Raw genomic sequence first — 24,376 nt, 5'->3', positions numbered from 1 at the left:
GAGAACCGGAGATGAGCATCACCACCGACGCCCCCGTCTACACGGGCTACGCCTGGCAGAAGGATGCCGACGGCATCGTCACGATCACGATGGACGACCCCGACAGCTCGGTCAACACGATGAACCCGCACTTCGTGTCGGCACTGGAGGCCACGGTCGACCGGCTCGAGGCGGAGCGCGACGAGATCACGGGCGTCATTCTCGCCTCGGCGAAGAAGAGCTGGTTCGCCGGCGGCGACCTCAACCTGCTGCGAGCCGCCGACCCGGCCAAGGCCGCCGAGGAGACGGCGCACATCGACCACGTCAAGGCGCTGCTGCGCCGCGTCGAGAAGCTCGGCAGACCGGTCGTGTCGGTCCTCAACGGCACCGCGCTCGGCGGCGGGCTCGAAGTCGCCCTCGCCACACACCACCGCATTGCGGCATCCGACGTGCGCGGCGCCCAGTTCGGGCTGCCCGAGGTGTCGCTCGGCCTGCTCCCCGGCGGCGGCGGCGTGACCCGCACGGTGCGGATGCTGGGACTGCAGAAGGCGCTGCAGGAGGTCATCCTCCCCGCGACGCGGTTCTCGGCATCCGATGCGCTCGCCGTCGGCATCGTCGACGAGGTCGCCCCGCTCGCCGAGCTCGACGCGCGCGCCCGCGAGTGGATCGCCGCGAACCCGGCGCCCGTGAAGCCGTGGGACGAGAAGGGCTTCCGCCTGCCCGGCGGCGCCCCGAACTCCCCCGGCGTCGCCTCGACGCTGCCCGCGTTGCCGGCGCTGCTGCGCAAGCAGGTCAAGGGCGCGCCGATGCCCGCACCGCGGGCGGCGCTGGCCGCGGCGGTCGAGGGCGCCTACGTCGATTTCGACACCGCCTCCCTCATCGAGACGCGCTACCTCGTGAGCCTCACCCACGGTCAGGTCGCGAAGAACATGATCAAGGCGTTCTTCTTCGACCTGCAGGCCATCAACGCGGGCGCCTCGCGTCCCGAGGGCTTCCCGAAGTACCAGGCGACCAAGGTCGGCGTGATCGGCGCCGGGATGATGGGCGCCGCGATCGCCTACGTGTCGGCGAAGGCCGGCATCGACGTCGTACTCAAGGACGTGTCGGCCGAGGCCGCCGAGAAGGGCAAGGACTACGCGCGCAACCTCGAGCAGAAGGCCCTCGCGCGCGGCAAGACGACGGCCGAGAAGAGCGAGGCGCTGCTCGCGAAGATCACGACCACGGGCGACGCGGCCGACTTCGCGGGCGTCGACTTCGTCATCGAGGCCGTGTTCGAGTCGGTGCCCGTCAAGCAGGCGGTGTTCCAGGAGATCCAGGATGTCGCCCTGCCCGACGCCGTACTCGGCTCGAACACGTCGACCCTGCCGATCACGCTGCTCTCCGAGGGCGTGAAGCGCCGGGAAGATTTCATCGGCATCCACTTCTTCTCGCCCGTCGACAAGATGCCGCTCGTCGAGATCGTGCGCGGCAAGAACACCTCCGACGAGGTGCTCGCGAAGACGTTCGACTACGTGCTGCAGATCCGCAAGACTCCGATCGTCGTCAACGACTCGCGCGGATTCTTCACCTCCCGCGTCATCGGCACCTTCATCGCCGAGGCCGTCGCCGCCGTCGGCGAGGGTGTCGAGCCGGTGTCGGTCGAGCAGGCGGCCCTGCAGGCCGGCTACCCCGCCGGCGCGCTGCAGCTGCTCGACGAGCTCACCATCTCGCTGTCGCAGAAGATCCGCCAGGAGACGCGCGCGGCCGTCGAGGCCGAGGGCGGCGTGTGGACGGAGCATCCGTCCGAGGCGGTCATGGACTGGATCGTCGACGAGGCCGGCCGCCCGGGACGCAAGGCCGGCGGCGGCTTCTACGACTACGTCGACGGTCGCCGCGTCGGCATCTGGCCCGGACTGCGAGAGAAGTACGACTCCGGGCGCACGACGCTCCCGCTGAAAGACCTGCAGGAGCGGATGCTGTTCGCCGAGGTGATCGACACCGTCGACTGCCTCGACAAGGGCGTGCTCACGTCGGTCGCCGACGCGAACATCGGCTCGATCTACGGCATCGGCTTCCCGGCATGGACCGGCGGGGTGCTGCAGTACGCCAACCAGTACGAGGGCGGACTGCCCGGCTTCGTCGCCCGAGCCCGCGAGCTGGCGGCGACCTACGGCGACCGCTTCGAACCGCCCGCATCCCTCGTCGCGAAGGCCGAGGCCGGTGAGACCTATGAGTGACCAGACACCGGTCGTTGAGCGAGCGCAGCGAGTCGAAACGCCCACGCTCCGCACGCGGTTCACGGAGGCGCTCGGCATCGAGCACCCCGTCGTGCAGGGCGGCATGATGTGGGTCGGTCGCGCGGAACTCGCCGCGGCCGTGTCGGAGGCCGGCGGCCTCGGCATGATCACGGCCCTCACCCAGCCGACGCCGGCCGACCTCACGAAGGAGATCGAGCGGGCGCGCACCCTCACCGACAAGCCGTTCGGGGTGAACCTCACGATCCTGCCGTCGATCTCCCCGCCGCCCTACGACGAGTACCGGCGGGCGATCATCGACGCCGGCATCACGATCGTCGAGACGGCGGGGGCCAACCCCGAGCCGCACATGGACCTGTTCCGCGAGCACGGCGTGCGCATCATCCACAAGTGCACGTCGGTACGGCATGCCCTGAAGGCCCAGAAGGTCGGGGTGACGGCGGTTTCGATCGACGGGTTCGAATGCGCCGGGCATCCCGGCGAGGACGACGTGCCGGGGCTGGTGCTGATCCCCGCGGCCGCGGATGCGCTCGAGATCCCGTTCATCGCGTCGGGCGGCTTCGCCGACGGTCGCGGGCTCGCCGCCGCACTCGCACTCGGCGCCGACGGCGTGAACATGGGCTCGCGCTTCATGTGCACCATCGAGTCGCCGATCGCGCAGTCGGTCAAGGAGCGCATCGTGGCGGCATCCGAGCTGGACACCAACCTGATCTTCCGGTCGCTGCGGAACACGGCGCGCGTCGCGAAGAACACCGTGTCGGACGAGGTCGTGCAGATCCTCAAGGACGGCGGGCAGTTCCCCGACGTGCAGCCGCTCGTCGCGGGCGCGCGGGGACGCAAGGTGTTCGAGGACGGTGACGTGGAGGCCGGCATCTGGACCGTCGGGCAGGTGCAGGGCATCATCCGCGACATCCCGTCGGCGGGCGAGGTGGTGCGCCGCACCGTGGCGCAGGCCCACGAGGTGCTGACCCGCCGCCTGTCCCAGTTCGCCTGAGCCTCTCTCGCCTCCCGGTCGTTGAGCGAGCGCAGCGAGTCGAAACGCCCCGGGGTGCGGAGGCGCGTTTCGACTCGTCGCTGCGCTCCTCGCTCAACGACCGGGGGGGCGGTGCTTCCGGTCGTTGAGCGAGCGCAGCGAGTCGAAACGCGCGAGCCCTCCCCCCGGTCGAACGCGTCAGGGGCGGGCGAAGGTGCCGAAGCGCACCATGTCCTGCGCACCGCGCACGAGGTCGTCGAGCGACCGCGTCCGCGGGTTCCACCACTCGACGGCCCAGTTCATCGAGCCCAGCAGCAGCAGGCGGAACACATTGATGTCGAGCCCCTCGCGCAGCAGACCGGCATCCTGCGCGCCCTGGAACAGGTCGCGCCACAGACGGCTGTAGGCACCCTCCTCGGCGGCGGGACGCACACGCAGGTGCTCGGGCACCTGCCCGGCGTTGCGCACCGACGCGGTCGTGTAGTCCGAGATGAGCAGCTCGTAGCGCAGATGCGCGTCGACGGCCGCGAGCAGCCGCTCGCCGGCATCCGCGTCGGGGAGCGCGGCGAGCACCTCTTCGACGTGGGCGCGCACACGGTGGGCGCCGGCCCACATGACCTCTTCGACGAGGTCGTCGCGCGATCCGAAGTAGTAGTAGATGGCGGGGGCCTGGATGCCGGCCACTTCGGCGACGTCGGCGAGCCGCGTGCCGGCGTAGCCCTTGCGGCTGAGCACCTGGGCGGCGGCGTCGAGGATGCGCTCGCGCGTGCGCGCCGACTTCGCCGTCTGCGCCGGTCCGCTCGTCTCCGTGCTCATCGTCCCTCCCCGCCTCATTCTAATCGGGATTCGAAAAAGTCTTGCACAACAGTCCGGCGCGACCTATCGTGAATCACGGTTCACTTCTGGGACCGCTCAATGGGGAGCGAGGAATCCGACATGACACTCATCGACGGCACCACCACCACGGGCGACGCCGCACCGTCCACCTTCACCGCGCACGACCCGCGCGACGGCTCGGCGATCGCCGACCACGCGCTCGAAGACGCCGCCACCGTGTCCCGTCGCGTCGTCGACGCCCGCGGGGCCGCGGCGTGGTGGGCCGGGCAGGGCTTCGACGGGCGCAAGCGCGTGCTGCTCGCGTGGAAGGGCGCGATCGCGCGCGGCGCGCAGGAGCTCGCGGGCGTCATCTCGGCCGAGACCGGGAAGCCCGCCGGCGACGCGCTGCTCGAGGTGATGCTGACCCTCGGCCACCTCGACTGGGCCGCGAAGCACGCCAAGGAGGTGCTCGGCGTCCGCAAGGTGAAGGCCGGGCTCATCAACTACAACCAGCACGCGACGCTGCGCTACGAGCCGTACGGCGTGGTCGGGGTGATCGGCCCGTGGAACTACCCGTTCTACACGCCGATGGGCTCGATCTCGTACGCCCTGTCGGCCGGCAACGCGATCGTGTTCAAGCCGAGCGAGCTCACCCCCGGCACCGCGCGATGGATCGAGGCGCGCTGGAACGAGGTGTGCCCGAAGCCCGTCTTCCAGGTCGCGACCGGCGATCGCGCCACCGGCGCCGCCCTGGTGGCGTCCGGCGTCGACAAGGTCGCCTTCACGGGATCGACCGCATCCGCCAAGAAGGTCATGGCCGCCTGCGCCGAGACCCTCACCCCCCTGGTCGCCGAGTGCGGCGGCAAGGACGCGCTCATCGTCGCCGCGGATGCCGACCTCGACGCCGCCGCCGACTTCGTCGTGTTCGGCGCGATGGGCAACGCCGGTCAGACGTGCGTCGGCGTCGAGCGCGTCTACGTGCAGCGACAGGTGCGCGACGCGCTCGTCGCGAAGGTCGTCGAGCGCGCCCAGCGCCTGCGCACGGCGGGCGAGGCGACCTCGTACGGGCCGATGACCCTCGGCTCGCAGTCCGACGTCGTCGCCGCGCATGTCGCCGACGCACTCGCCCGCGGCGGCACCGCCGTGCTCGGCGGCCCCGAGTCGGTGCGGGGGCGCACCGTCGAACCCGTCGTGCTGTGCGACGTGCCCGAAGACGCCGACGCCGTACGCCTGGAGACGTTCGGACCGACGGTGGTCATCAACACCGTCGACTCGCTCGAAGAAGCGGTGGCCAAGGCGAACGCCACCGAGTACGGCCTGGGCGCCGCCGTGTTCACCGCCTCGCCGCACACCGGCGAGCGCCTCGCCGCGCAGCTGAAGGCGGGCGTCGTGACGATCAACTCCGTGCTCGGGTTCGCCGCGATCCCGGCTCTGCCGTTCGGCGGAGTGAAGGGCTCGGGCTTCGGCCGCATCCACGGCGCCGACGGGCTGCGCGAGTTCACGACGCCGAAGTCGGTGGCCCGGCAGACCCGCAAGGCGGCGCTCAACCTGCTCACTATGGAGCGCACCGACAAGGACATGCACATGGTCGCACGCATGATCCCCTTGCTGCACGGCAAGGGGAAGTGAGCCTCAGCGGTTCGTGAAGTCGGGCTGCCGCTTCTCCCGGAAGGCGGCCATGCCCTCCTTCTGGTCCGCCGTGTCGAACAGCGCAGCGAACGCGTGGCGCTCGAAGCGCAGGCCTTCGGCGAGCGTGGTCTCCAGGGCCGCATCCAGCGCCGCCTTCGCCGCGTACACCGACGGCAGCGACTTCGCCGCGATCGTCTCGGCGACCTTCGCCGCCTCGGCTTCGAGGTCGGCGGCCGGCACGACGCGGGAGACGAGCCCCGCGCGCTGCGCCTCGTCGGCGGACAGCATCCGCCCGGTCAGCACCATGTCGGCGGCGACGTAGGCGCCGACCGCGCGGATGAGACGCTGCGTGCCGCCCATTCCGGGGATGACTCCCAGGTTGATCTCGGGCTGCCCGAAGCGGGCCGTGTCGCCGGCGACGATGATGTCGCACATCATCGCGAGCTCGCACCCACCGCCGAGCGCGTAGCCCGAGACGGCGGCGATGACGGGGGTGCGCACGGCCGCGAAGCGCGCCCAGGCGCCGAAGTGATCGTCCATGATCATCTCCCGCCCGGACTTCTGCTCCATCTCCTTGATGTCGGCGCCCGCGGCGAACGCCTTCTCGCTGCCGGTGACGACGATGGCGCCGATCCCCTCGTCGGCGTCGAACGCCTCGGCCGCGGCGACGACATCGCGCATCACCTGCGAGTTGAGGGCGTTGAGCGCCTCGGGACGGTTCAGGGTGATCCGGCCGACGCGTCCGTGCGTGCCGACGAGGATCGTCTCGTAAGAGGTCATGCCCTCATGCTGTCACGAGAGGCCCGACGCGGCGCCCATCAGGCGGCGCGACCCGGGATACCCAGGGCGGCGCCCATGAGTGCGACGAGCCGTTCGGCCGCCACCGCGTCGCGCTCGGCCAGCAGCGGCGCCTCGTCGGCGACGACGCCGAGGCTCGCGTGCACGAGCACGACGGCCTCCTTGCCCCGCAGCTCTGGGCGGGCGGCCTGCAGCAGCGCCGTCCAGTCGGCCACGTGCGCGCGCTGCAGGGCGCGCAGGCGCCGCTGGTCTTCGGCGGGCAGGTTGCCGAGCTCGGCGAAGTAGACGCGCGTGAGGGCGAGGTTCGCGAAGGTGTGCGCGACGTAGGCGCGGCACACCTCGCGCAGGGCATCGGCCGGCGACGCCGCGCGCTCGCGCGCACCGAGCACGGCGTGCTCGAGCGAGACGGCCGCGCGTTCGCAGGCGGCCAGCAGCAGCGCGGACTTGTTCTCGAAGTGGCGGTACACCCCGGACGGGGTGAGGTCGACGTCGCTCGCGAGGTCTTCGATCGTCACGTCGTTGTACCCGCGCGCGGCGAACATCCGCACCGCGGAGTCGATCAGCCGTTCGCGTCGGGTGTCCGGATCGGCGGCGGATGCCGCAGCCGGTGCGGCCGTCGCGCGCGGCGCCTGCGCAGCGAGGGGGAGTTCGAGCACGCGCCATGCGGCATCGGCGAGCAGCGTCCGCAGCGTGCGGGCGGCGACGACCGTGTGGTGCGCCGTGATCGAGGCGACGACCGAGAGCGCGGCGAGGGTGCGCCAGCGCAGCTCGTCACCGGTCAGTTCGGGGCGCAGCACCGCGAGGCGGTCGGCGAAGCGCTGCCGCAGCAGCGCGAACTCGCCGGTGAGCAGCGCGCGGTCGGCGGGCTCGAGGTAGCGCCCTTCCCAACGGTAGATCCCCCCGGTCGTGCGCAGCTCGATCGTCGTCGCGATGACGGCGTCGAGCAGCGCGTCGACGACGGCGCGCGGGTCGGCGTCGGCGGGCGCGGCGGCCGGCTCGTCGGTCGCCTCGATGAGCCGGTGGGCGAGCATGAACGCCGTGCGCACGAACAGGGCGTACTTATTCGGGAAGTGGCGGTACAGCGCCGGGGCGGAGATGCCGACGGCGGCGGCGATGTCCTGCATGCCGACGGCGTGGTAGCCGCCCTCGGCGAACGCGACGGCGGCGGCCTCTTCGATGCGCCGCTTCCGGTCGCGCGGCCGGGAGCGCGGCGCGGCGGGAGCCGTCTCGAGCGCGGGGCCGGATGCCGGGGTCATGCCGACAGCCTAGACCTCCGGACGTCTGTGAATCTTCGTTAACAAAACCCGTGACAACCCGACGTCGCGGTGGCATACTCGACGCAGGCCCAGGGCGTCGCAGAGTCGCGACGTCCCGCTACGAAGACGTATGAGAGGGACCCCGATGACCGACCACACCGCGTATGCGATCCCCGCGGCGGCGCGCCGCAACCACTGGATGAACCAGATCACGGTGCACGCCGCCAACAAGCCCGACGCCACCGCCTTCCGCTTCCTCGGCGCCGAGACGACGTGGGCGCAGGCGCGGGAGCGCATGGACTCCTTCGCGGCCGCGCTCGCCCGCCGCGGCGTGGGCTTCGGCGACCGTGTGCTGCTGCTCACGCTCAACCGTCCCGAGGTCGTGCTGTCGGTGTTCGGCATCAACCGGCTCGGCGCGATCGCCGTGCCGATCAACATCCGCCTCACCCCGCCCGAGATCGCGTACATCGTCGACGACGCGGACGCCGACGTGCTCATCGTCGAGGCGCCGCTGGCCCCGCTCGTCGGCGCCGTCGCGCAGGTGACCGACCGCATCCGCAAGGTCATCGTCATCGGCGAGGCCGGCGAGGGGCAGGAGTCGTGGGCCGACCTCGTCGCCGAGGACCCGGAGGGATTCGAGGCGCCCGACGTGCCCGAGGACACGACGGCGCTCATCATGTACACCTCGGGCACCACCGGCCGCCCCAAGGGCGCCATGCTCGACCACGTCAACCTGTTCTCGCAGTCGATCACCTGCATCCGCGCGAACAACGTCAACGACGAGAGCGACATCGCCTTCATGACGGCGCCGCTGTTCCACATCGCCGGTCTCGGCTCGATCGCGCCGAACTTCATCATCGGCATCCCGACCGTCATCCACCCGCTCGGCGCCTTCAACCCGACCGAGCTGCTGGACGCGTGGGAGCGGGAGAAGGCGACGATCGTCTTCAACGTGCCCCAGCAATGGCAGGTGATCTGCGCCGACCCGTCGCTGCCCGACCGCGACCTGCACCTGCGCATCATCAGCTGGGGGGCGGCCCCGGCATCCGACACCCTGCTGCACGCGATGGCCGACCGCTTCCCGCACGCGACGAACGTCGCCGTCTTCGGTCAGACCGAGCTCTCCCCGATCACGTGCGTGCTGCGCGGCGAGGACTCGCTGCGCAAGCTCGGCTCGGTCGGGCGGCCCATCCCGACGATCCAGTACCGCGTGGTCGACGACGAGATGAACGACGTCGCGCCCGGCCAGGTCGGCGAGATCGTCTACCGCGGCCCGAACCTCATGAAGGGGTACTGGCGCAAGCCCGACGAGACCGCGGCGGCGTTCGAGGGCGGCTGGTTCCACTCCGGCGACCTCGTCAAGCAGGACGACGAGGGGTTCGTGTGGGTCGTCGACCGCAAGAAGGACATGATCATCTCCGGCGGTGAGAACGTGTACTGCGCCGAGGTCGAGAACGTGCTCGCCGCGCACCCGAAGATCCTCGAGGCCGCCGTGTACGGCCGCGCCGACGAGCGCTGGGGCGAGGTGCCGGTGGCCGCCGTGGCGCTCAAGCCGGAGCAGGAACTGTCGATCGACGAGCTGCAGGACTGGCTCTCGGACAAGCTCGCCCGCTTCAAGCAGCCCAAGCACCTCGTCGTCGTGCCGGCGCTGCCGCGCAACGCCGCCGGCAAGGTCAACAAGGTGGCGCTGCGCGCCGCCGACCGCGAGCCGGCGACGGCGTGAGCGCATGACCGCCGCCGTGGCCGCGCTCGTGAGGGAGCGCGGCGGATCCGTCGCGCTGTCCGAGATCACCGTGCGCGACCCCGGCCCGGACGAGATCCTCGTGCGCGTGATGGCGTCGGGGGTGTGCGCGACCGACCTGTTCGGCATCGCGGGCGGGGCGGGCGACCGCTTCCCCGCGGTGTTCGGGCACGAGGGCGCGGGTGTCGTCGAGGCGGTCGGCGCGGGGGTCACCGCGCTCTCCCCCGGCGACCACGTCGTGCTGAGCTTCGACTCGTGCGGCGCCTGCGCGTCGTGCGCCGCCGGCCACCCGGCCTACTGCGCCCGCTTCGCCGAGCTCAACTACGCTCCGCGATCGGATGCCGAGGTCGCCGGCGAGGCGGCCACGACCGGCTGGATGTCGCAGTCGTCGTGGTCGACGCACGTCGTGGCCCGGGAGTCCAACGCCGTCCGCATCGACGACGACGTGCCGTGGGAGGTCGCCGCGACGCTCGGCTGCGGCATCTTGACCGGTGCGGGCGCCGTCATCACCGTGCTGCGTCCGGGCCCGGACGACACGCTGCTCGTCATCGGCGCGGGCACGACGGGGCTCGCGGCGGTCATGGCCGCGCGGCACCGGGGCGTGCGGCGCATCATCGTCACCGATCCGCTCGACGAGCGCCGACGCCTCGCCCTGGACCTGGGGGCCGACGAGGCGCGCGGGCCCGACGCCCCGGCGGTGACGGACGTCTCCTGCGTGCTCGACACCGTGGGCACGCAGGAGACGGTCGCCCTCGGCCTGTCGGCGCTCGCGCCGCGCGGCGTGTGCGCGACCGTCGCCCTGCGCGCCGGCGCAAACCCCGTGACGATCTCCCAGTCGCAGTTGCTGTGGGGACGCACCCTCACCGGTGTCATCGAGGGCGACGCCGACGTGCACCGCGACATCCCGATGCTCGCCGCCCTGTGGCGGGCCGGTCGGATGCCGATCGAGCGACTCGTGACCGGCTACGCGTTCGACGACATCGACACCGCCGTCGCCGATGCGCGCGCGGGCCGCACGATCAAGCCGGTCGCCCGCATCGGCGAGGCGGTGGTCCCCGCGGGCGCACCGCCCGCCGCGACGCCGATCACCGGCATCCGCGACGCCGATCTGGCGTTGCTGTGGCGGTCGCTGCCGCCGGTCTCCCCCGGCGAGCTCGTGGGCCTGTGGCGCGGCACCGGGCTGAGCCTGGACCACCCGATCCAGCGGCAGCTCGAGCGCAGCGGATGGTTCGGCAAGCTCTTCCGCAGCGTCGACGACGTCGCGCCGATCGTGTGCACCGACGAGACCGGTGGGCTCGTCGCCGACGCGCGCCTCGCGGGCGGGGGCGCGACGGTGCGCACCGTGCGTCACGACGGCCTCGACACCGCCGCGATGCTCTACGACACGCGACCCGTGATCGACCTGTTCACCCGGCTCGGCCCCGACACCCTGCTCGGCGTCATGACCGGCCCCGGCACCGAGGTCCGCGGCCGCCGGTACCACTTCGTCCTCGAGCGCGTCCCCGACCGGCCGGTGCGCGTCGCGGACTGACACGCGGCCGCGTCACCGACCGTTCACCCGGGAGTAAGGCCGGAGCCACCCGGCGTCGATAGGCAGGAAGCACCTTCCCGAATCGACCTGAGGACATCCATGCCTTCGCCAGTCCGACGTCGTGCGGTCGCGGCGGCCACCACGGCCGCACTCGCCTGCACGCTCGCCCTGACACCGCTCACCGCCGCGGTCGCCGCCCCCGTCACGACGCCCCTGATCAGCGACTCCGTCGACGGTGCCGCCCTGAAGCTCACCCCCCTCGACACGTTCGAGTCGGGCGTGTTCGGCGAGTCCGCCGCCGAGATCGTGCAGGCCTACCGTGACCGCCTCTACGTCGTGAACGCGCTGTCGGGATCGGTGACGGTGCTCGACAACTCCGACCCGACCAACCTGCGCGAGCTGTTCGCCCTCTCTGCGACGGGCACCGCCAACTCGCTCGCGATCCGCGACGACGGACTCGGCGTCATCGCCTTCGAGGCGGAGGACAAGACCGCGAACGGATCGCTCGTCTTCTTCGACGCGAACGCCTCCTCCGCGGACACCGCCATCCTGGGGTCGGTGACCGTCGGCGCCCTGCCCGACATGGTGACGATCTCCAAGGACGGCGCGTACGCCGTCGTCGCCAACGAGGGCGAGCCGGCGGACGACTACTCCGTCGACCCGGAAGGCTCGATCGGCGTGGTCGCCCTGCCCAAGACGGTGAGCGCGCCGGCGCAGGCCGCCGTCAAGATCGCCGGATTCGGCGCGTTCGAGGCCGGCGGCACGAAGACGCTCGACCCGAAGGTGCGCGTGTTCGGTCCGGACATCGCCGCCCCCGACCAGGGCGCGAAGCCGCTCGCCGCGAACCGCGTCAGCCGCAACCTCGAGCCCGAGTACATCACCGTCGACGGCACCACGGCCTACGTCGCACTGCAGGAGGCGAACGCGATCGCGGTCGTCGACCTCGCCAAGGCCGAGGTCGGCAAGATCATGCCGCTCGGCGACAAGGACTGGGGCACCGTCGGCCTCGACGCGAGCGACCGCGACCCCGAGGACGCGCCGACGATCGACATCACGACCTACCCGGGGCTCAAGGGCCTCTACATGCCCGACGGCATCCAGTCGTACGCGGCGGGCGGCAAGACCTACCTCGTCACCGCCAACGAGGGCGACGCCCGCGAGTGGGGCTTCGACGAGAACGGCGACGAGAACGCCGCGTACTTCATCGACGAGGCCCGCGTGAAGGATCTCGGCAAGAAGGGTGTCGCGGGCATCTGCGCCGACAGCCCGCTGTCCGCGATCCCCGACGTCCAGAAGGACGACGTCCTCGGCCGCCTCAAGGTCGTGACCGACCTGGGCATCGCCTCCGGCGCCGACTGCTACAGCGAGCTGTACGCCTACGGCGCCCGCTCGTTCTCGATCTGGAACACCGACGGCACGCTCGTGTTCGACTCGGGCGACCAGTTCGAGCAGCTGCAGCAGCGCCTCGTCGGCCAGGGGCTCGTGTTCAACGCGAGCAACGACAACAACGACGACAACGACCGCAGCGACGACAAGGGCGTCGAGCCCGAGAACGTCGCGGTCGGCACGGTCGGCGAGCGCACCTACGCGTTCGTGGGCTTCGAGCGCGTCGGCGGCGTCGCCGTCTACGACATCACCGACCCGGCCGCAGCGGAGTACGTCACCTACGTGAGCCGCCGCGACTTCACGGCCGACGTCGAGTCCTCGGCCGCCGGCGATCTGGGCCCGGAGGGCATCCAGTTCGTCCCGGCGCACCGCTCGCCCACGGGTCAGCCGCTGCTGGTCACCGGCAACGAGGTCTCGGGCACGACGACCGTCTTCGCCGTCGAGGACCTGCTGGCCGACGAGCCCGACGTGCGCATCCTCACGGTCAACGACTTCCACGGGCGCCTCGTGCAGGAGACCGGCGGGGTCGCGGGCGCCGCGGTGCTCGCGGGAGCGGTCGACAGCTTCCGGCAGCAGAACCCGAACACGCTGTTCGTCTCGGCCGGCGACAACATCGGCGCCTCGGCGTTCGAGTCGTTCATCGACGACGACAACCCCACGATCGACGCCCTGAAGGCCGCGGGCCTGGACCTGGGCGCCGTGGGCAACCACGAGTTCGACCGGGGCTTCACCGACCTCACCGAGCGGGTGATCCCCCGCTTCGGCGCGGGCGAGCCGGCCTCCGACGGCGGCGCGGACTTCGCCCTCGGCGCCAACGTGTACGAGAAGGGGACGAAGACCCCGGCGCTCAAGCCCTACACGATCCGCGAGGTCGACGGCACGCGCATCGCGTTCATCGGCACCGTCACCCAGCAGACGGCCGGCATGGTCAGCCCCGACGGGATCGCGACGATCGACTTCGGCGACCAGGTCGAGGCCGCCAACCGGGAGGCCGCGAAGATCGTGGCGAACGACGAGGCCGACGTCATCATCCTGCTCACCCACGAGGGTGCGGCGACGTCGGACATCACCGACATCACCGAGGGCGACGACGCGTTCGCGCAGCTCGTGCAGAACGCGTCGCCGGAGATCGACGCGATCGTCTCGGCGCACACCCACCAGCGGTACGCGCACGAGATCGACGGCCGTCCCGTCATCCAGGCGCACCAGTACGGCACGGCGCTGGGCACCCTCGACATCGAACTGACGGATGCCGGCGAGCTCGAGTCGATCACCGGCGGCACCGTGTCGCTGTACGACGGCACCACGAGCCAGTACATCGCCTACCCGCAGGCGGCCACCAAGGCCGTCGTCGACGCGGCCGTCACCACGGCGAACCTCGAGGGCCAGAAGACGGTCGGCGCCATCACCGCCGACATCCTGCGCGGCAAGACCTCGGGCGGCGCCGAGGACCGCGGCGTGCACTCGACGCTCGGCAACACGGTCGCCGACGTGTACCTGTGGGCGACCAGCGACAACCCCGCCTACGGCGGCCAGGACGCGCAGATCGCGTTCATGAACCCGGGCGGCCTGCGCGCCGACCTGCTGTTCGGCGACGACAACGGCGCGATGAGCTACCGCGAGGTCGCGAACGTGCAGCCGTTCGGCAACACGCTCGTCACCCTCGACCTCACGCCCGCGCAGATCAAGGCGGTGCTCGAGCAGCAGTGGCAGCCGGCGGGCGCGTCGCGTCCGAAGCTCGCGATGGGCGTCTCGAAGGGCTTCACCTTCGAGTACGACCCGGCTGCGGCGGCCGGCTCGCACATCGTCTCGATGCAGCTCGACGGCGAAGAGCTGTCCCCGACCGACACGACGACGTCGATCCGCATCGTGACCAACTCGTTCCTCTCCGGGGGCGGCGACAACTTCGTCTCCTTCCGTCAGGGCACGAACGTGGCCGACTCGGGGCAGATCGACCTGCAGGCCACGGTCGACTTCTTCGCCGCGGCATCCGGTCCCGTCGCGCCGTCGCCGGCGAACCGCGCGTACCTCGTCGGCGAGCAGCCGCCGGTCGAGGGTGAGCCGGGCGAGGGCGAGAACCCCGGCGGTGAGAACCCCGGCGGCGAGCTGCCGGGCACCGGCGAGCCGACCGCCGCGCAGCTGCTGGCCGCGCTGAAGGCCGCGAAGGTCGCTCTCGGTGCGACCTCGGTCACGGCGGGCGGCACGTTCACCGTGGACGTCGCCGGGCTCCTGCCCGGCCAGCGGATCGGCGCCGAACTGCGAAGCGACCCCATCACGATCACCGGCATCCCGGCAGCGAACGCGTCGGGTGCGGTGTCGTTCACCGTCGCGGTGCCGGCAGACCTGCCGGTCGGAACGCACCACCTGGTGCTGATCTCGAACGGCACGGACGCGCAGTCGTTCGAGATCCTCGTGACGGCACCCGGGACCGCGCAGGCGATCGCCGCCACCGGCGGCACGTTCCCGATCGGGTTCGTCTCGGTGCTCGCGGCGGGCATCCTCGTCGCGGGACTCGTGATGCTCCTGCGCCGGCGCACCACGGCCGACGTCTGATCCGCATCCGACAGCGAAGCGGCCCCGGGTGATCCCCGGGGCCGCTTCCGTTTCTGCGCCGCCTCCGCTTACGAGACACACCTTCGGCGGCGAGAAATCATCGCCTGCGTGATGTCTCGCGCCGAGAGTGGTTTCTCGCCGTCAGCCCGCGGCCTCCTCGGGGCGCTCGGTCAGGCGGATCGCCTCGGTGTCGGGCGTGTAGCCCTCGATGTGCCGCTCGTCGGGGCCGTTGTAGGCCGACAGCGGGCGGATGAGGGCGTTGGCGCGCTGCTGCTCGATGATGTGCGCCGTCCACCCGGTGATGCGCGCCGCGACGAACAGCGGCGTGAAGGTGAGCGTGTCGAAGCCGATGAGGTTGTAGGCCGGACCCGACGGGTAGTCGAGGTTCGGGTAGATCCCCTTGCGCTCGACGAACTCGCGCTCCAGGTGCGCGTACAGCGCGGCGACATCCGGACGGTCGTAGTACTCCACGAGGGTGTCCAGCGCGGCCTTCATGGTCGGCACGCGCGAGTCGCCGCGCTTGTACACGCGGTGCCCGAAGCCCATGATCTTGCGCTTCTCGGCGAGCGCGGTGTCGAGCCACGACACGACGTTGTCGGCGTCGCCGATCTCGTCGAAGACGTGCAGCACCGCCTCGTTCGCCCCACCGTGCAGCGGCCCCTTGAGGGCTCCGATCGCGCCGACGACGGCCGAGTACAGGTCGCTGAGGGTCGAGGTGATGACGCGCGCGGTGAAGGTCGACGCGTTGAACGAGTGCTCGGCGTAGAGGATCATCGACCGGTTGAAGGCGTCGACGACCACCGGGGCGGCCTCCTCGCCGAAGGTCATCCACAGGAAGTTCTGCGCGTACGTGAGGTCTTCACGCGGGTCGACCGGTTCGAGCCCGCGACGTCGCCGCTGGCCGTACGCGACGATGGCCGGCAGTGCCGCGAACAGGTGCAGGCTGCGCGCGATGTTCTCCTCGGGAGTGCCGACGGCGGTGAGCACGTCCTCCCCCGCCGTCTCGATGGCGCCGATGACGCTGACGGCCGTGCGCAGCTCGTCCATCGGATGCGCGTCCAACGGCAGCTGGTCGATCGCCGCCTTGACCTCCGGCGCGAGCGCCCGGAAGCGCCGCCCCTCGGCCCGCTGCGCCGCGAGCTGTTCGTCGGTGGGCAGTTCGCCGTGCCACAGCAGGTAGGCGACGGCGTCGAAGGGCTGCGTCGCGGCGAGCTCCTGCACCGGGTACCCGCGGTACAGCAGGGAGTTCGATTCCGGGTTGACCTTGCTGATGGCGGTGACGTCGGCGACGACCCCCGCAAGGCCTTTCTTGATGTCCTGCTCGGTCATGGTCGGGCTCCTTTGCCGTGGGTCGGTGGTCAGCGGTCGACCGTGAAGTCGAAGACGCTCGTGTCGAAGCGGTTGTAACCCTCGTAGTCGATGAGGTCGTAGAGGTCGGCGCGGTGCTGCATCTCGCCGAGCTTCGAGGTGAGGTGCCCCTCGTCGGTCAGGGTATCGAGCCCGCGTCCGGCCGCGCCCATCGCGATCCGCAGCAGCGACACCGGCCAGATGACGATCTGCACGCCGGCGCCGCGCAGCTGCTCGACCGTGAACAGCTCGCTCTTGCCGAACTCGGTCATGTTGGCCAGGATCGGCACGTCGAGGGCGGAGGCCATCGCCTCGAACTCCGACAGATCGCGCATCGCCTCGGGGAAGACGGCATCCGCCCCGGCGTCGACGAGGGCCTTGGCCCGGTCGATCGCGGCGTCGAGCCCGTCGACCGCACGGATGTCGGTGCGCGCCATCACCAGGAAGTTCGGGTCGCGGCGCCCGTCGACGGCGGCGCGGATGCGCCCCCTCGCGGTGTCGGCGTCGACGACCGACTTGCCGTCGAGGTGGCCGCAGCGCTTCGGGTTCACCTGATCCTCGATGTGGGCGCCGGCGAGCCCGGCATCCTCGAGGGTCTGGATCGTGCGGGCGACGTTCATCGGCTCGCCGAAGCCGGTGTCGGCGTCGATGATCGCGGGCAGCTCCGTCATCCGCGCGATCTGCTGCCCGCGGCCGGCGACCTCGGTGAGCGTCGTGAGCCCGATGTCGGGAAGCCCCAGGTCGGCGGCGAGCACCGCGCCCGAGATGTAGACGCCCTCGTAGCCCTTGCGCTCGATCAGCCGCGCCGAGAGCGGGTTGAACGCGCCGGGGAAGCGCACGAGCTCACCGGCCGCGAGTCTCTCGCGCAGGATGCGGCGCTTCTCGGATGCCGGAGTCGTCGAGTACAGCATCAGAAGCCTCCTCGCGACGTTTCGACTCGCTTCGCTCGCTCGACGACCGGGACGGGTGACGGAGTGCAGCGACGCAGCATCAGAACAGGCCTCGGGGCGAGGGAGCCGATGCCAGCACGCCGGGCTTCGCGACGATGTTGAGCTCGCGCACCTCGGCGGGCGTCAGCTCGGGCAGGCGCTCGGCGAGCGCGAGGAACCGCTCGATCTCGGCGGGCTCGAGCACGGGCTCCGCGAGCAGCCGGAACTTGCGGATGTAGTCCGCCCGCGCGAACGGTCGGGCGCCGAGCGGGTGGGCGTCGGCGACGGCGATCTCGTCGACGATCGTCGTGCCGTCGGCGAGCGTGATCTCCACGCGGCCTCCGAAGGCCTTCTCGTCCGGGTCGTCGGAGTGGTAACGGCGCGTCCACTCGGCGTCTTCGGCCGTGGTGATCTTCTGCCACAGCGCGACGGTGTCGGCGCGACCTGCCCGCTCGGGCGTATACGAGTCGACGTGGTGCCAGCCGCCGTCCTGCAGCGCGACGGCGAAGATGTACGGGATCGAGTGGTCGAGGGTCTCGCGGGAGGCGGTCGGGTCGTACTTCTGCGGGTCGTTCGCGCCCGAACCGATCACGTAGTGGGTGTGGTGCGAGGTGTGCAGCACGATCGAGGCGACGTCGGCGGGGTCGAACCCGCCGCCGTTGTGCAGCTTGCGCGCCAGGTCGATCCACGCCTGCGCCTGGTACTCGGCGGAATGCTCCTTCGTGTACGAGTCGAGGATGCCGCGCTTGGCTTCGCCGGCCGCCGGCAGCGGCACCTCGTAGGCGGCGTCCTTGCCGTCCAGCATCCACGCGATCACGCCGTCTTCGCCTTCGTAGATCGGCGACGGCGACGTCTCGCCGCGCATCGCCCGGTCGACGGCTTCGACGGCCATCTTCCCGGCGAACGCGGGCGCGTGGGCCTTCCACGTCGAGATCTCGCCCTTGCGCGACTGCCGCGTCGCGGTCGTCGTGTGCAGGGCCTGGCCGACCGCCTGGGCGACGGTGTCGACGTCGAGCCCCAGGAGGGTGCCGATGCCGGCCGCGGCCGAGGGACCGAGGTGGGCGACGTGGTCGATCTTGTGCTTGTGCAGGCAGATGGCGCGCACGAGGTCGATCTGGATCTCGTACCCGGTCGCGAGGCCCCGCACGAGCGCGGCGCCGTCGGCGCCGACGTGCTGGGCGACGGCGAGGATCGGCGGGATGTTGTCGCCCGGGTGGGAGTACTCGGCCGCGAGGAACGTGTCGTGGTAGTCGAGTTCGCGCACGGCGACGCCGTTCGCCCACGCGGCCCATTCGGGGCTCGTGACGGTGTCGTTCGGCGCGCCGAACACGGTCGCCCCGGCGCCGCCGCGCGAGACCGGGTGGTCCAGCGCCTGGGCGCGGGCCGCCGAAACGGGGGCGCGGGTCAGCGAGGCGGCGGCGACGGCGGCGTTGTCGATGACGCGGTTGACGATCATGTCGACGACGTCGGCGTCGACGGCGACCGGGTCGACGGCGACCTGGGCGATCTTGTGCGCGAGCTGCTCGGTGCGCGGCAGGTCTTCCTCGCTGCGGTACACGCGGACGGGGTGGATGACGGTCATACGGATGCCTCCAGGGACTCGAGGATGCTGGTGAGGGCGTTGTGCAGGTGCACGTGGGTGGCGTGGGCGGCGAGGTCGGTGTCGCCGGCGGCGATCGCCGCGGCGATCACGCGGTGCTCGCCGACGGATGCCGCGAGACGGTCGGGGTTGTCGCGCGCGAGACGGCGCACCCGCACCAAGTGGGTGCGGACGGTGCGCAGCGCGGCGGTGAGGTAATCGTTGGCGACGGCGGCGTCGAGGGCGCGGTCGAACCGGGCGATGAGCGCGTAGTAGTCGTCGGCGTCGCCGCGCGGCTGCGCGTGCGCGAACTCGTCGGCGAGACCCGCGAACACGTGCCGGTCGGCGCTCGCCGCGGCCAGACGCGCGGCGGTCTCTTCGAGGGCGCGGCGCACCTGGAACAGATCGCGGATGTCGCCCTGATCGATGGCGGTGACCACCGTGACGCGGGGCGAGGCCTGCGCGACGAGCCCGTCGGCGGCGAGCCTGCCGAGCGCCTCACGCAGCGGGGTGCGGCTGACGCCGAGCCGCGACGACTGCTCCACCTCGGCGAGCACCGTGCCGGGCGCGAGCACGCCGGACTGGATCTCGTCGAGGAGCGTGCCGTACGCGAGGTCGGAAGCCTTCACCCGGCCAGTGTATACACAAACTCGCGCCGACGACCCGAATGCTTCGAGTTGCGACTCCTCGGTATACACCTAAGAATCGCACGGAGATCGACCCATTGGGCTATCGAAGAGACCGCCCATTCACTTATTGGTGAATCCAGATTCACAAAAACGCGTGACAACCGGCATCCGCGTCGGTCATACTCGACGCACCCGACCGGCTCGCGCACGACGCACCGCGTCCGCTCTCATCGACGAGGACGGACAGTGCGCGACCGCGGTCCCGGCACCTGTTCGAGGAGGAACACATGCACAGCACCCATCCCCGCCGACGCGGGACCCTCGCGCTCGCGTCGCTCACCGCCGCGTCCGCCCTCGTGCTCGCCGGGTGCGCCGGCCGAGAGGACGAGGCCGCCGCCGAGCCCGGCCCCAGCGGCGAAGCCGCGGCCTGCAGCCCCGGGTTCACCGACACCACGGTGAAGATCGGCAACAGCATCCCGCTATCGGGTCCGGCGGCCGCCTACGGCGCGATCGGCAACACGATGAAGGCCTACTTCGACGACATCAACGCCGCCGGCGGCCTCGAGTTCGCCGACGGCAAGACGCGCAGCGTCGAGGTCACGGTCGTCGACGACGGCTACGACCCCGCCAAGACGACGGTGAACCTGCGCACCCTCGTGGAGCAGGACGGTGTGTTCGCCCTCGCGGGCGTGCTCGGCACCGGCGCCGCGATCGGCGCCGCACCCTACGTCGCCGAGCAGGGGGTGCCGAACCTGTTCGTCGGCACCGGCACCGACGCCCTGGTCGGCCTCCACGAGGAGTCGCCGTGGACCACCGGCTTCATGCCGCAGTACAGCTTCGAGGTGCAGGCCCTGTCGGAGTACCTCATCGCCGAGCACCCCAGCGCGAAGGCCGCGATCCTGTACCAGAACGACGACTTCGGGGAGAGCATCCGTGCGGGCTTCGAGAAGGCGTTCGAGGGGACCGACATCGAGCTCGTCGCCGCCGAGTCGTACGAGCTCGCCTCCGCGTCGGTCGACAGTCAAGTCACGACCCTCGCCGCCTCCGGCGCCGACGTGTTCCTCGACTGGGCCGTCGGCGCCTTCGCGACCCAGTCGCTCAAGAAGAAGCTCGAGCTGGGCTGGGACGCCACGACCGTCATCAACGCGCCCGCCGCCGACGCGACCTTCTTCCTCAAGCCCGCCGGCCCCGGCGCCGCCGACGGCGTCGTGTCGATCGCGTACACGAAGGACATCACGGATGCCGGACTCGCCGGCGACGCCGGCTACGACGCGTGGACCGCGTTCGCCGCGAAGCACGCCGACACCGTCAACGCGCTGTCCGCGCCCGCCGCGGCCGGCTACCAGACCGCCCAGCTGCTCGAAGCGGCGCTGACCGCGATGGACGGCTGCACGCGCGACGACCTGCTGACGGCCGCGACCTCGTTCGACGGGCTCGAGCTGGATCTCGCGCCCGTGCCGGTGACGACGACGGCGGACTACCCGTACGTGTGGAGCGAGATCGGGGTGCAGGTCTTCAACGGCGAGAACTGGGATCTGCACGACGAGACGTACACGGTGGGCGACTGATCGCATGAGCTCGCCCCTGCTGCAGGTCGCCGACGTGCGTCTCGCCTTCGGCGGCCTGCAGGCCCTCGACGGTCCGTCGTTCACCGTCGGCGACGGTGAGATCGTCGGGCTCATCGGCCCCAACGGCGCCGGCAAAACGAGCCTGTTCAACTGCGTGAGCGGGCTGTACCACCCGCAGTCGGGTTCGATCCGCGTCGACGGCACCGAGGTGATCGGCCTGCCCCGCCACCGCGTGACGAGCCTCGGCGTGGGACGCACGTTCCAGAACCTCGGGCTGTTCGCGTCGCAGACGGTGCTCGAGAACGTGCTCGCCGGCGCGTACCACGTCACGCGCGGCGGATACTGGGCGACCGCACTCGCGCTTCCCCGCGTCGCCCGCGCCGAGGCCGTCACCCGGGACGACGCGCAGACGCTGCTCGACACGCTGGGGCTCGGCGACGTCGCCCACCGCATCGCCGGCACGCTGCCGTTCGGCACCCTCAAGCGCGTCGAACTGGCCCGCGCGCTGCTGTCGTCGCCGCGGCTGCTGCTCGTCGACGAACCGGCGAACGGCCTGATCCAGAGCGAGGTCGCCGAACTCGGCGCGACGTTGCGCGGTCTCGCGGCGCAGCGCGGCACGGCGATCCTGCTCGTCGAGCACCACATGGGACTCGTGATGTCGACCTGCGACCGCGTCGTGGTGCTCGACTTCGGGCGCCGCATCGCCGAAGGGGCGCCCTCCGACGTCGCCCGCGATCCCGCCGTCGTCGCCGCCTACCTCGGGAGTGCCGCATGAGCCTCACCGCCGACTCCCGCCTGCTGCAGGTCGACCTCCGCTCCGCCGGGTACGGCGCGGTGCCGGTGCTGCACGACATCGCCTTCGACCTCGACGAGGGCCGGCGGCTCGTGATCCTCGGCGCCAACGGCGCCGGCAAGACGACGACGCTGCGCGCCCTCACCGGCCTGTGCGCCGCGCAGGGCAGCATCCGCTTCGCCGGCGCGCCGCTGCAGGGGCTGCCCGCCCACCGCATCGCGCGCCACGGCATCGCGCACGTGCCGCAGGGGCGTGGCACGGTGCCCGACCTGACCGTCCGCGAGAATCTGCTGCTCGGCGGCACTCTGCGCTCGCCGCGCGAAGCGGCCGCGGACGTCGGGTTCTGGATGGACCGTTTCCCGCGCCTGGGCGAGCGCGCCGCACGGCCGGCATCCGGGCTCAGCGGCGGCGAGCAGCAGCTGCTCGCCATCGCACGGGCGTTCATGGCACGCCCTCGCCTCGTCCTGCTCGACGAGCCGTCGCTGGGCCTGGCCCCCAAGGTCACCGCCGAGGTGTTCGCCGCGATCGACGAGCTCGGTCGCGCGCGGGGCACGGCGCTGCTCATCGTCGAGCAGAACGCGGCACTGGCGCTGGCCATCGCCGACACGGCGCTCGTGCTCGAGAGCGGCCGTATCGTCACCCGCGGCGCCGCCGCCGATCTGCAGGGCGACGACGACCTTCGTCGCGCCTACCTGGGAGTGTGAGACCGCGTGATCTGGCAGCAGCTCGCCGACGGCATCGCGACCGGCGCCGTCTACGGCGCCCTGGCACTCGCGATCGTGCTCGTCTACCGCGCCTCGCGCACCCTCAACTTCGCGCAGGGCGAGCTCGCCCTGCTCGGCGCCTACGTCTCCTGGCAGCTCACCGCGTGGGGCCTGCCGATCGGGGTCGCCCTGCCGATCTCGATGGTGCTGCTGGCGGCGCTGTGCGCGGGATTCGAGCGGGTGCTGTTCCGCCCGCTCGTGCGACGGCACCAGCATCTGCCGCTCATCATCGTGAGCCTCGGCCTGATGATCGCCCTCAACGCCGTGATCGGCTGGATCTGGACCTACCAGACCAAGGAGGTGCCCGCGCTGTTCGGCTCGGGCGCCGTGCTCGCCGGCGGGGTCGCGGTCTCGCGGCAGGACATCGGGATCGTGATGTCGGTGCTGGCGCTCGCCCTCGTCCTGGCCGTGCTGCTGCGGTCCACGCGCACCGGACTGCGGATGCGCGCAGCCGTCTCGGCGCCGGAGTCGGCCGAACTGTCGGGGGTGTCGACGGGACGGATGATGGGCCTCGGCTGGGCGATGGCGGGGGCGATCGGCGCCCTGGCGGGCACCCTCATCGCCCCGGAGCTGTTCCTGCACCCGGGGATGATGGCGCCGGTGTTGATCTACGCGTTCGCGGCGGCGACGCTCGGCGGCCTCGACTCGCCGGTCGGCGCCCTCGTCGGAGGGGTGGTCGTCGGCGTCGTGGAGAACCTCGCCGGGAGCTACGTGCCCGGCGTCGGCGGAGAGCTCAAGCAGATCTTCGCTCTCGTGATCATCGTCGCAGTGCTGCTGCTGCGACCGCAGGGCCTGTTCGGCCGGAAGGAGCTGGTGCGGGTATGACCCTTGCCACCCAGACGCTGCCGCGGGTGGGACGGCCGCGCCGTGCCACGCCCGTCGAATGGCTGCGCACCCCGCGGCCCCCGCTGGCCCCGCCGCGCTGGCTGCGGATCGCCCTGCCGGTCGCCGGGGCCGCCGCGCTCATCGCCGTGCCCCTCGTGAACCCCAGCTACGTCACGCTGCCGCTGACCCTCGTGCTGATCTGGACGATCACGGGGCTCGGACTGAACCTCCTCGTCGGGTTCGGCGGCCAGATCTCGCTCGGCCACTCGGCGTTCTTCGCCATCGGCGCCTACGCGGTCGCGGTGGGCGGCGAGGCCGGCTTGGGGCAGCTGGTGCCGCTCGTGCTCGCCGGCATCCTGCCGTTCGTGGTCGGCTATCTGATCGGCCTGCCCGCCCTGCGGCTGCGCGGACTGCAACTGGGGCTCGTGACGCTCGCGATGGCGATGGCCACCCCCGCCGCGATCCGGATGCTGGAGGAGTGGACGCACGGCAGCCGCGGCATCGCGATCGACGGCGACGCCCCCGCCGGGGTGCCGCTCGCCCACGATCAGTGGGTCTACCACCTCGCCCTGCTGCTGACCGCACTCGCGTACGTCGTGACGCGGCGTCTCAGCCGCGGCCGGATGGGGCGCTCGTTCGTCGCGGTGCGCGACGCCGAACTCGTCGCGCAGACCCTCGGCGTCGACATCGCGCAGACCAAGACCCGCCTGTTCGCGACCTCGGCCGCCTACGCGGGGGTGGCGGGCGGCCTCTACGCCCTGCTGCTCGAGTTCATCGGTCCCGAGAACTTCGGCCTCATGCTGTCGATCTCGTTCATCACCCTGATCGTCGTGGGCGGTCTGGCGACCGTCGGTGGCGCTGTTCTGGGGGCCCTGTTCATCCAGTACGTGCCGATGTGGACCGCCTCGATCAGTCCGGCCGCGACCGGTGCCGCCTACGGCGTCGTGCTCGTGCTGTTCGCCTTCTTCGTGCCGTTCGGCCTCGTCGGTCTGCTGCGCGGCGCCCTCGGTCCGCTCATCGGCCGGCTCCCGGGACGGCGCTGACGT

General features: G+C 71.4%; 18 protein-coding genes. 11 read left to right on the top strand and 7 right to left on the bottom strand.

The window, feature by feature from the left end:
- Positions 1–11: 11 nt before the first annotated feature.
- On the top strand, positions 12–2,195 hold the full coding sequence (locus tag C7474_RS14340) for a 3-hydroxyacyl-CoA dehydrogenase NAD-binding domain-containing protein (RefSeq protein ID WP_121061097.1): 2,184 nt from the start codon (positions 12–14) through the stop codon (positions 2,193–2,195).
- Positions 2,188–3,207 (top strand): NAD(P)H-dependent flavin oxidoreductase, encoded by a 1,020-nt coding sequence (locus C7474_RS14335; protein WP_121061095.1) that lies wholly within the window; start codon positions 2,188–2,190, stop codon positions 3,205–3,207. Before C7474_RS14340 ends, C7474_RS14335 begins: the two co-directional genes overlap by 8 nt.
- A 177-nt stretch (positions 3,208–3,384) precedes the next feature.
- On the opposite strand, the gene C7474_RS14330 is transcribed toward C7474_RS14335, so the two are convergent.
- The gene (locus C7474_RS14330) at positions 3,385–4,002 is read right to left on the bottom strand and encodes a TetR/AcrR family transcriptional regulator (protein ID WP_241965280.1); all 618 of its coding nucleotides are present in this window, start codon (positions 4,000–4,002) and stop codon (positions 3,385–3,387) included.
- 120 nt (positions 4,003–4,122) lie between these two features.
- Here C7474_RS14330 and C7474_RS14325 point away from each other — a divergent pair, with 120 nt between their 5' ends.
- Positions 4,123–5,631: an aldehyde dehydrogenase family protein gene (locus tag C7474_RS14325; RefSeq protein WP_121061091.1), complete on the top strand. Its 1,509-nt coding sequence runs from the start codon at positions 4,123–4,125 to the stop codon at positions 5,629–5,631.
- A gap of 3 nt (positions 5,632–5,634) precedes the next feature.
- On the opposite strand, the gene C7474_RS14320 is transcribed toward C7474_RS14325, so the two are convergent.
- The gene (locus C7474_RS14320) at positions 5,635–6,411 is read right to left on the bottom strand and encodes an enoyl-CoA hydratase-related protein (protein ID WP_121061089.1); all 777 of its coding nucleotides are present in this window, start codon (positions 6,409–6,411) and stop codon (positions 5,635–5,637) included.
- A gap of 38 nt (positions 6,412–6,449) precedes the next feature.
- Positions 6,450–7,685 carry a TetR/AcrR family transcriptional regulator gene (locus C7474_RS14315; RefSeq protein ID WP_121061087.1) on the bottom strand — a complete coding sequence of 412 codons (1,236 nt, stop codon included), beginning with the start codon at positions 7,683–7,685 and terminating at the stop codon, positions 6,450–6,452.
- A gap of 145 nt (positions 7,686–7,830) precedes the next feature.
- Between C7474_RS14315 and fadD5 the strand changes: the two genes are divergently transcribed.
- The 3 genes from fadD5 to C7474_RS14300 all read left to right on the top strand — a co-directional run bounded on the left by fadD5 (position 7,831) and on the right by C7474_RS14300 (position 14,896).
- On the top strand, positions 7,831–9,408 hold the full coding sequence (gene fadD5, locus C7474_RS14310) for a fatty-acid--CoA ligase FadD5 (protein ID WP_121061085.1): 1,578 nt from the start codon (positions 7,831–7,833) through the stop codon (positions 9,406–9,408).
- A gap of 4 nt (positions 9,409–9,412) precedes the next feature.
- A complete protein-coding gene (locus C7474_RS14305) occupies positions 9,413–10,957 on the top strand; it encodes an alcohol dehydrogenase catalytic domain-containing protein (RefSeq protein ID WP_121061083.1) in 1,545 nt (514 codons plus the stop codon).
- 99 nt (positions 10,958–11,056) lie between these two features.
- Positions 11,057–14,896, top strand: coding sequence for a choice-of-anchor I family protein (locus C7474_RS14300; protein WP_121061081.1), 3,840 nt, complete (start codon positions 11,057–11,059; stop codon positions 14,894–14,896).
- A 141-nt stretch (positions 14,897–15,037) separates the two neighbouring features.
- Here the strand turns inward: C7474_RS14300 and C7474_RS14295 are convergent, their stop codons facing one another.
- From C7474_RS14295 to C7474_RS14280, 4 genes are all read right to left on the bottom strand, one after another.
- Positions 15,038–16,225 (bottom strand): bifunctional 2-methylcitrate synthase/citrate synthase, encoded by a 1,188-nt coding sequence (locus tag C7474_RS14295; RefSeq protein WP_121061079.1) that lies wholly within the window; start codon positions 16,223–16,225, stop codon positions 15,038–15,040.
- A gap of 29 nt (positions 16,226–16,254) precedes the next feature.
- Complete coding sequence (gene prpB / locus C7474_RS14290; protein ID WP_121061077.1) at positions 16,255–17,154, bottom strand: methylisocitrate lyase; 900 nt, start codon at positions 17,152–17,154, stop codon at positions 16,255–16,257.
- A 79-nt stretch (positions 17,155–17,233) separates the two neighbouring features.
- A complete protein-coding gene (locus C7474_RS14285) occupies positions 17,234–18,754 on the bottom strand; it encodes an MmgE/PrpD family protein (protein ID WP_121061075.1) in 1,521 nt (506 codons plus the stop codon).
- Positions 18,751–19,380 (bottom strand): GntR family transcriptional regulator, encoded by a 630-nt coding sequence (locus tag C7474_RS14280; RefSeq protein ID WP_121061073.1) that lies wholly within the window; start codon positions 19,378–19,380, stop codon positions 18,751–18,753. The genes C7474_RS14285 and C7474_RS14280 overlap by 4 nt, the downstream gene beginning before the upstream one ends.
- A 287-nt stretch (positions 19,381–19,667) precedes the next feature.
- Between C7474_RS14280 and C7474_RS14275 the strand changes: the two genes are divergently transcribed.
- The 5 genes from C7474_RS14275 to C7474_RS14255 are packed head-to-tail and all read left to right on the top strand — an operon-like array spanning position 19,668 to position 24,373.
- On the top strand, positions 19,668–20,948 hold the full coding sequence (locus tag C7474_RS14275; protein ID WP_121061071.1) for an ABC transporter substrate-binding protein: 1,281 nt from the start codon (positions 19,668–19,670) through the stop codon (positions 20,946–20,948).
- Positions 20,949–20,952: 4 nt separating this feature from the next.
- On the top strand, positions 20,953–21,723 hold the full coding sequence (locus tag C7474_RS14270; RefSeq protein ID WP_121061069.1) for an ABC transporter ATP-binding protein: 771 nt from the start codon (positions 20,953–20,955) through the stop codon (positions 21,721–21,723).
- Positions 21,720–22,445: an ABC transporter ATP-binding protein gene (locus tag C7474_RS14265; protein WP_121061067.1), complete on the top strand. Its 726-nt coding sequence runs from the start codon at positions 21,720–21,722 to the stop codon at positions 22,443–22,445. Before C7474_RS14270 ends, C7474_RS14265 begins: the two co-directional genes overlap by 4 nt.
- 6 nt (positions 22,446–22,451) lie before the next feature.
- Positions 22,452–23,330, top strand: coding sequence for a branched-chain amino acid ABC transporter permease (locus C7474_RS14260; RefSeq protein ID WP_199692475.1), 879 nt, complete (start codon positions 22,452–22,454; stop codon positions 23,328–23,330).
- Entirely contained in the window at positions 23,327–24,373 is a 1,047-nt protein-coding gene (locus tag C7474_RS14255) for a branched-chain amino acid ABC transporter permease (RefSeq protein ID WP_121061065.1), read from the top strand. The genes C7474_RS14260 and C7474_RS14255 overlap by 4 nt, the downstream gene beginning before the upstream one ends.
- Positions 24,374–24,376 lie beyond the last annotated feature (3 nt).

Origin of the sequence: Microbacterium telephonicum (assembly GCF_003651225.1) — a bacterium.
Classification (GTDB): domain Bacteria; phylum Actinomycetota; class Actinomycetes; order Actinomycetales; family Microbacteriaceae; genus Microbacterium; species Microbacterium telephonicum.
This window is presented reverse-complemented; position numbering and strand designations above follow the sequence as displayed.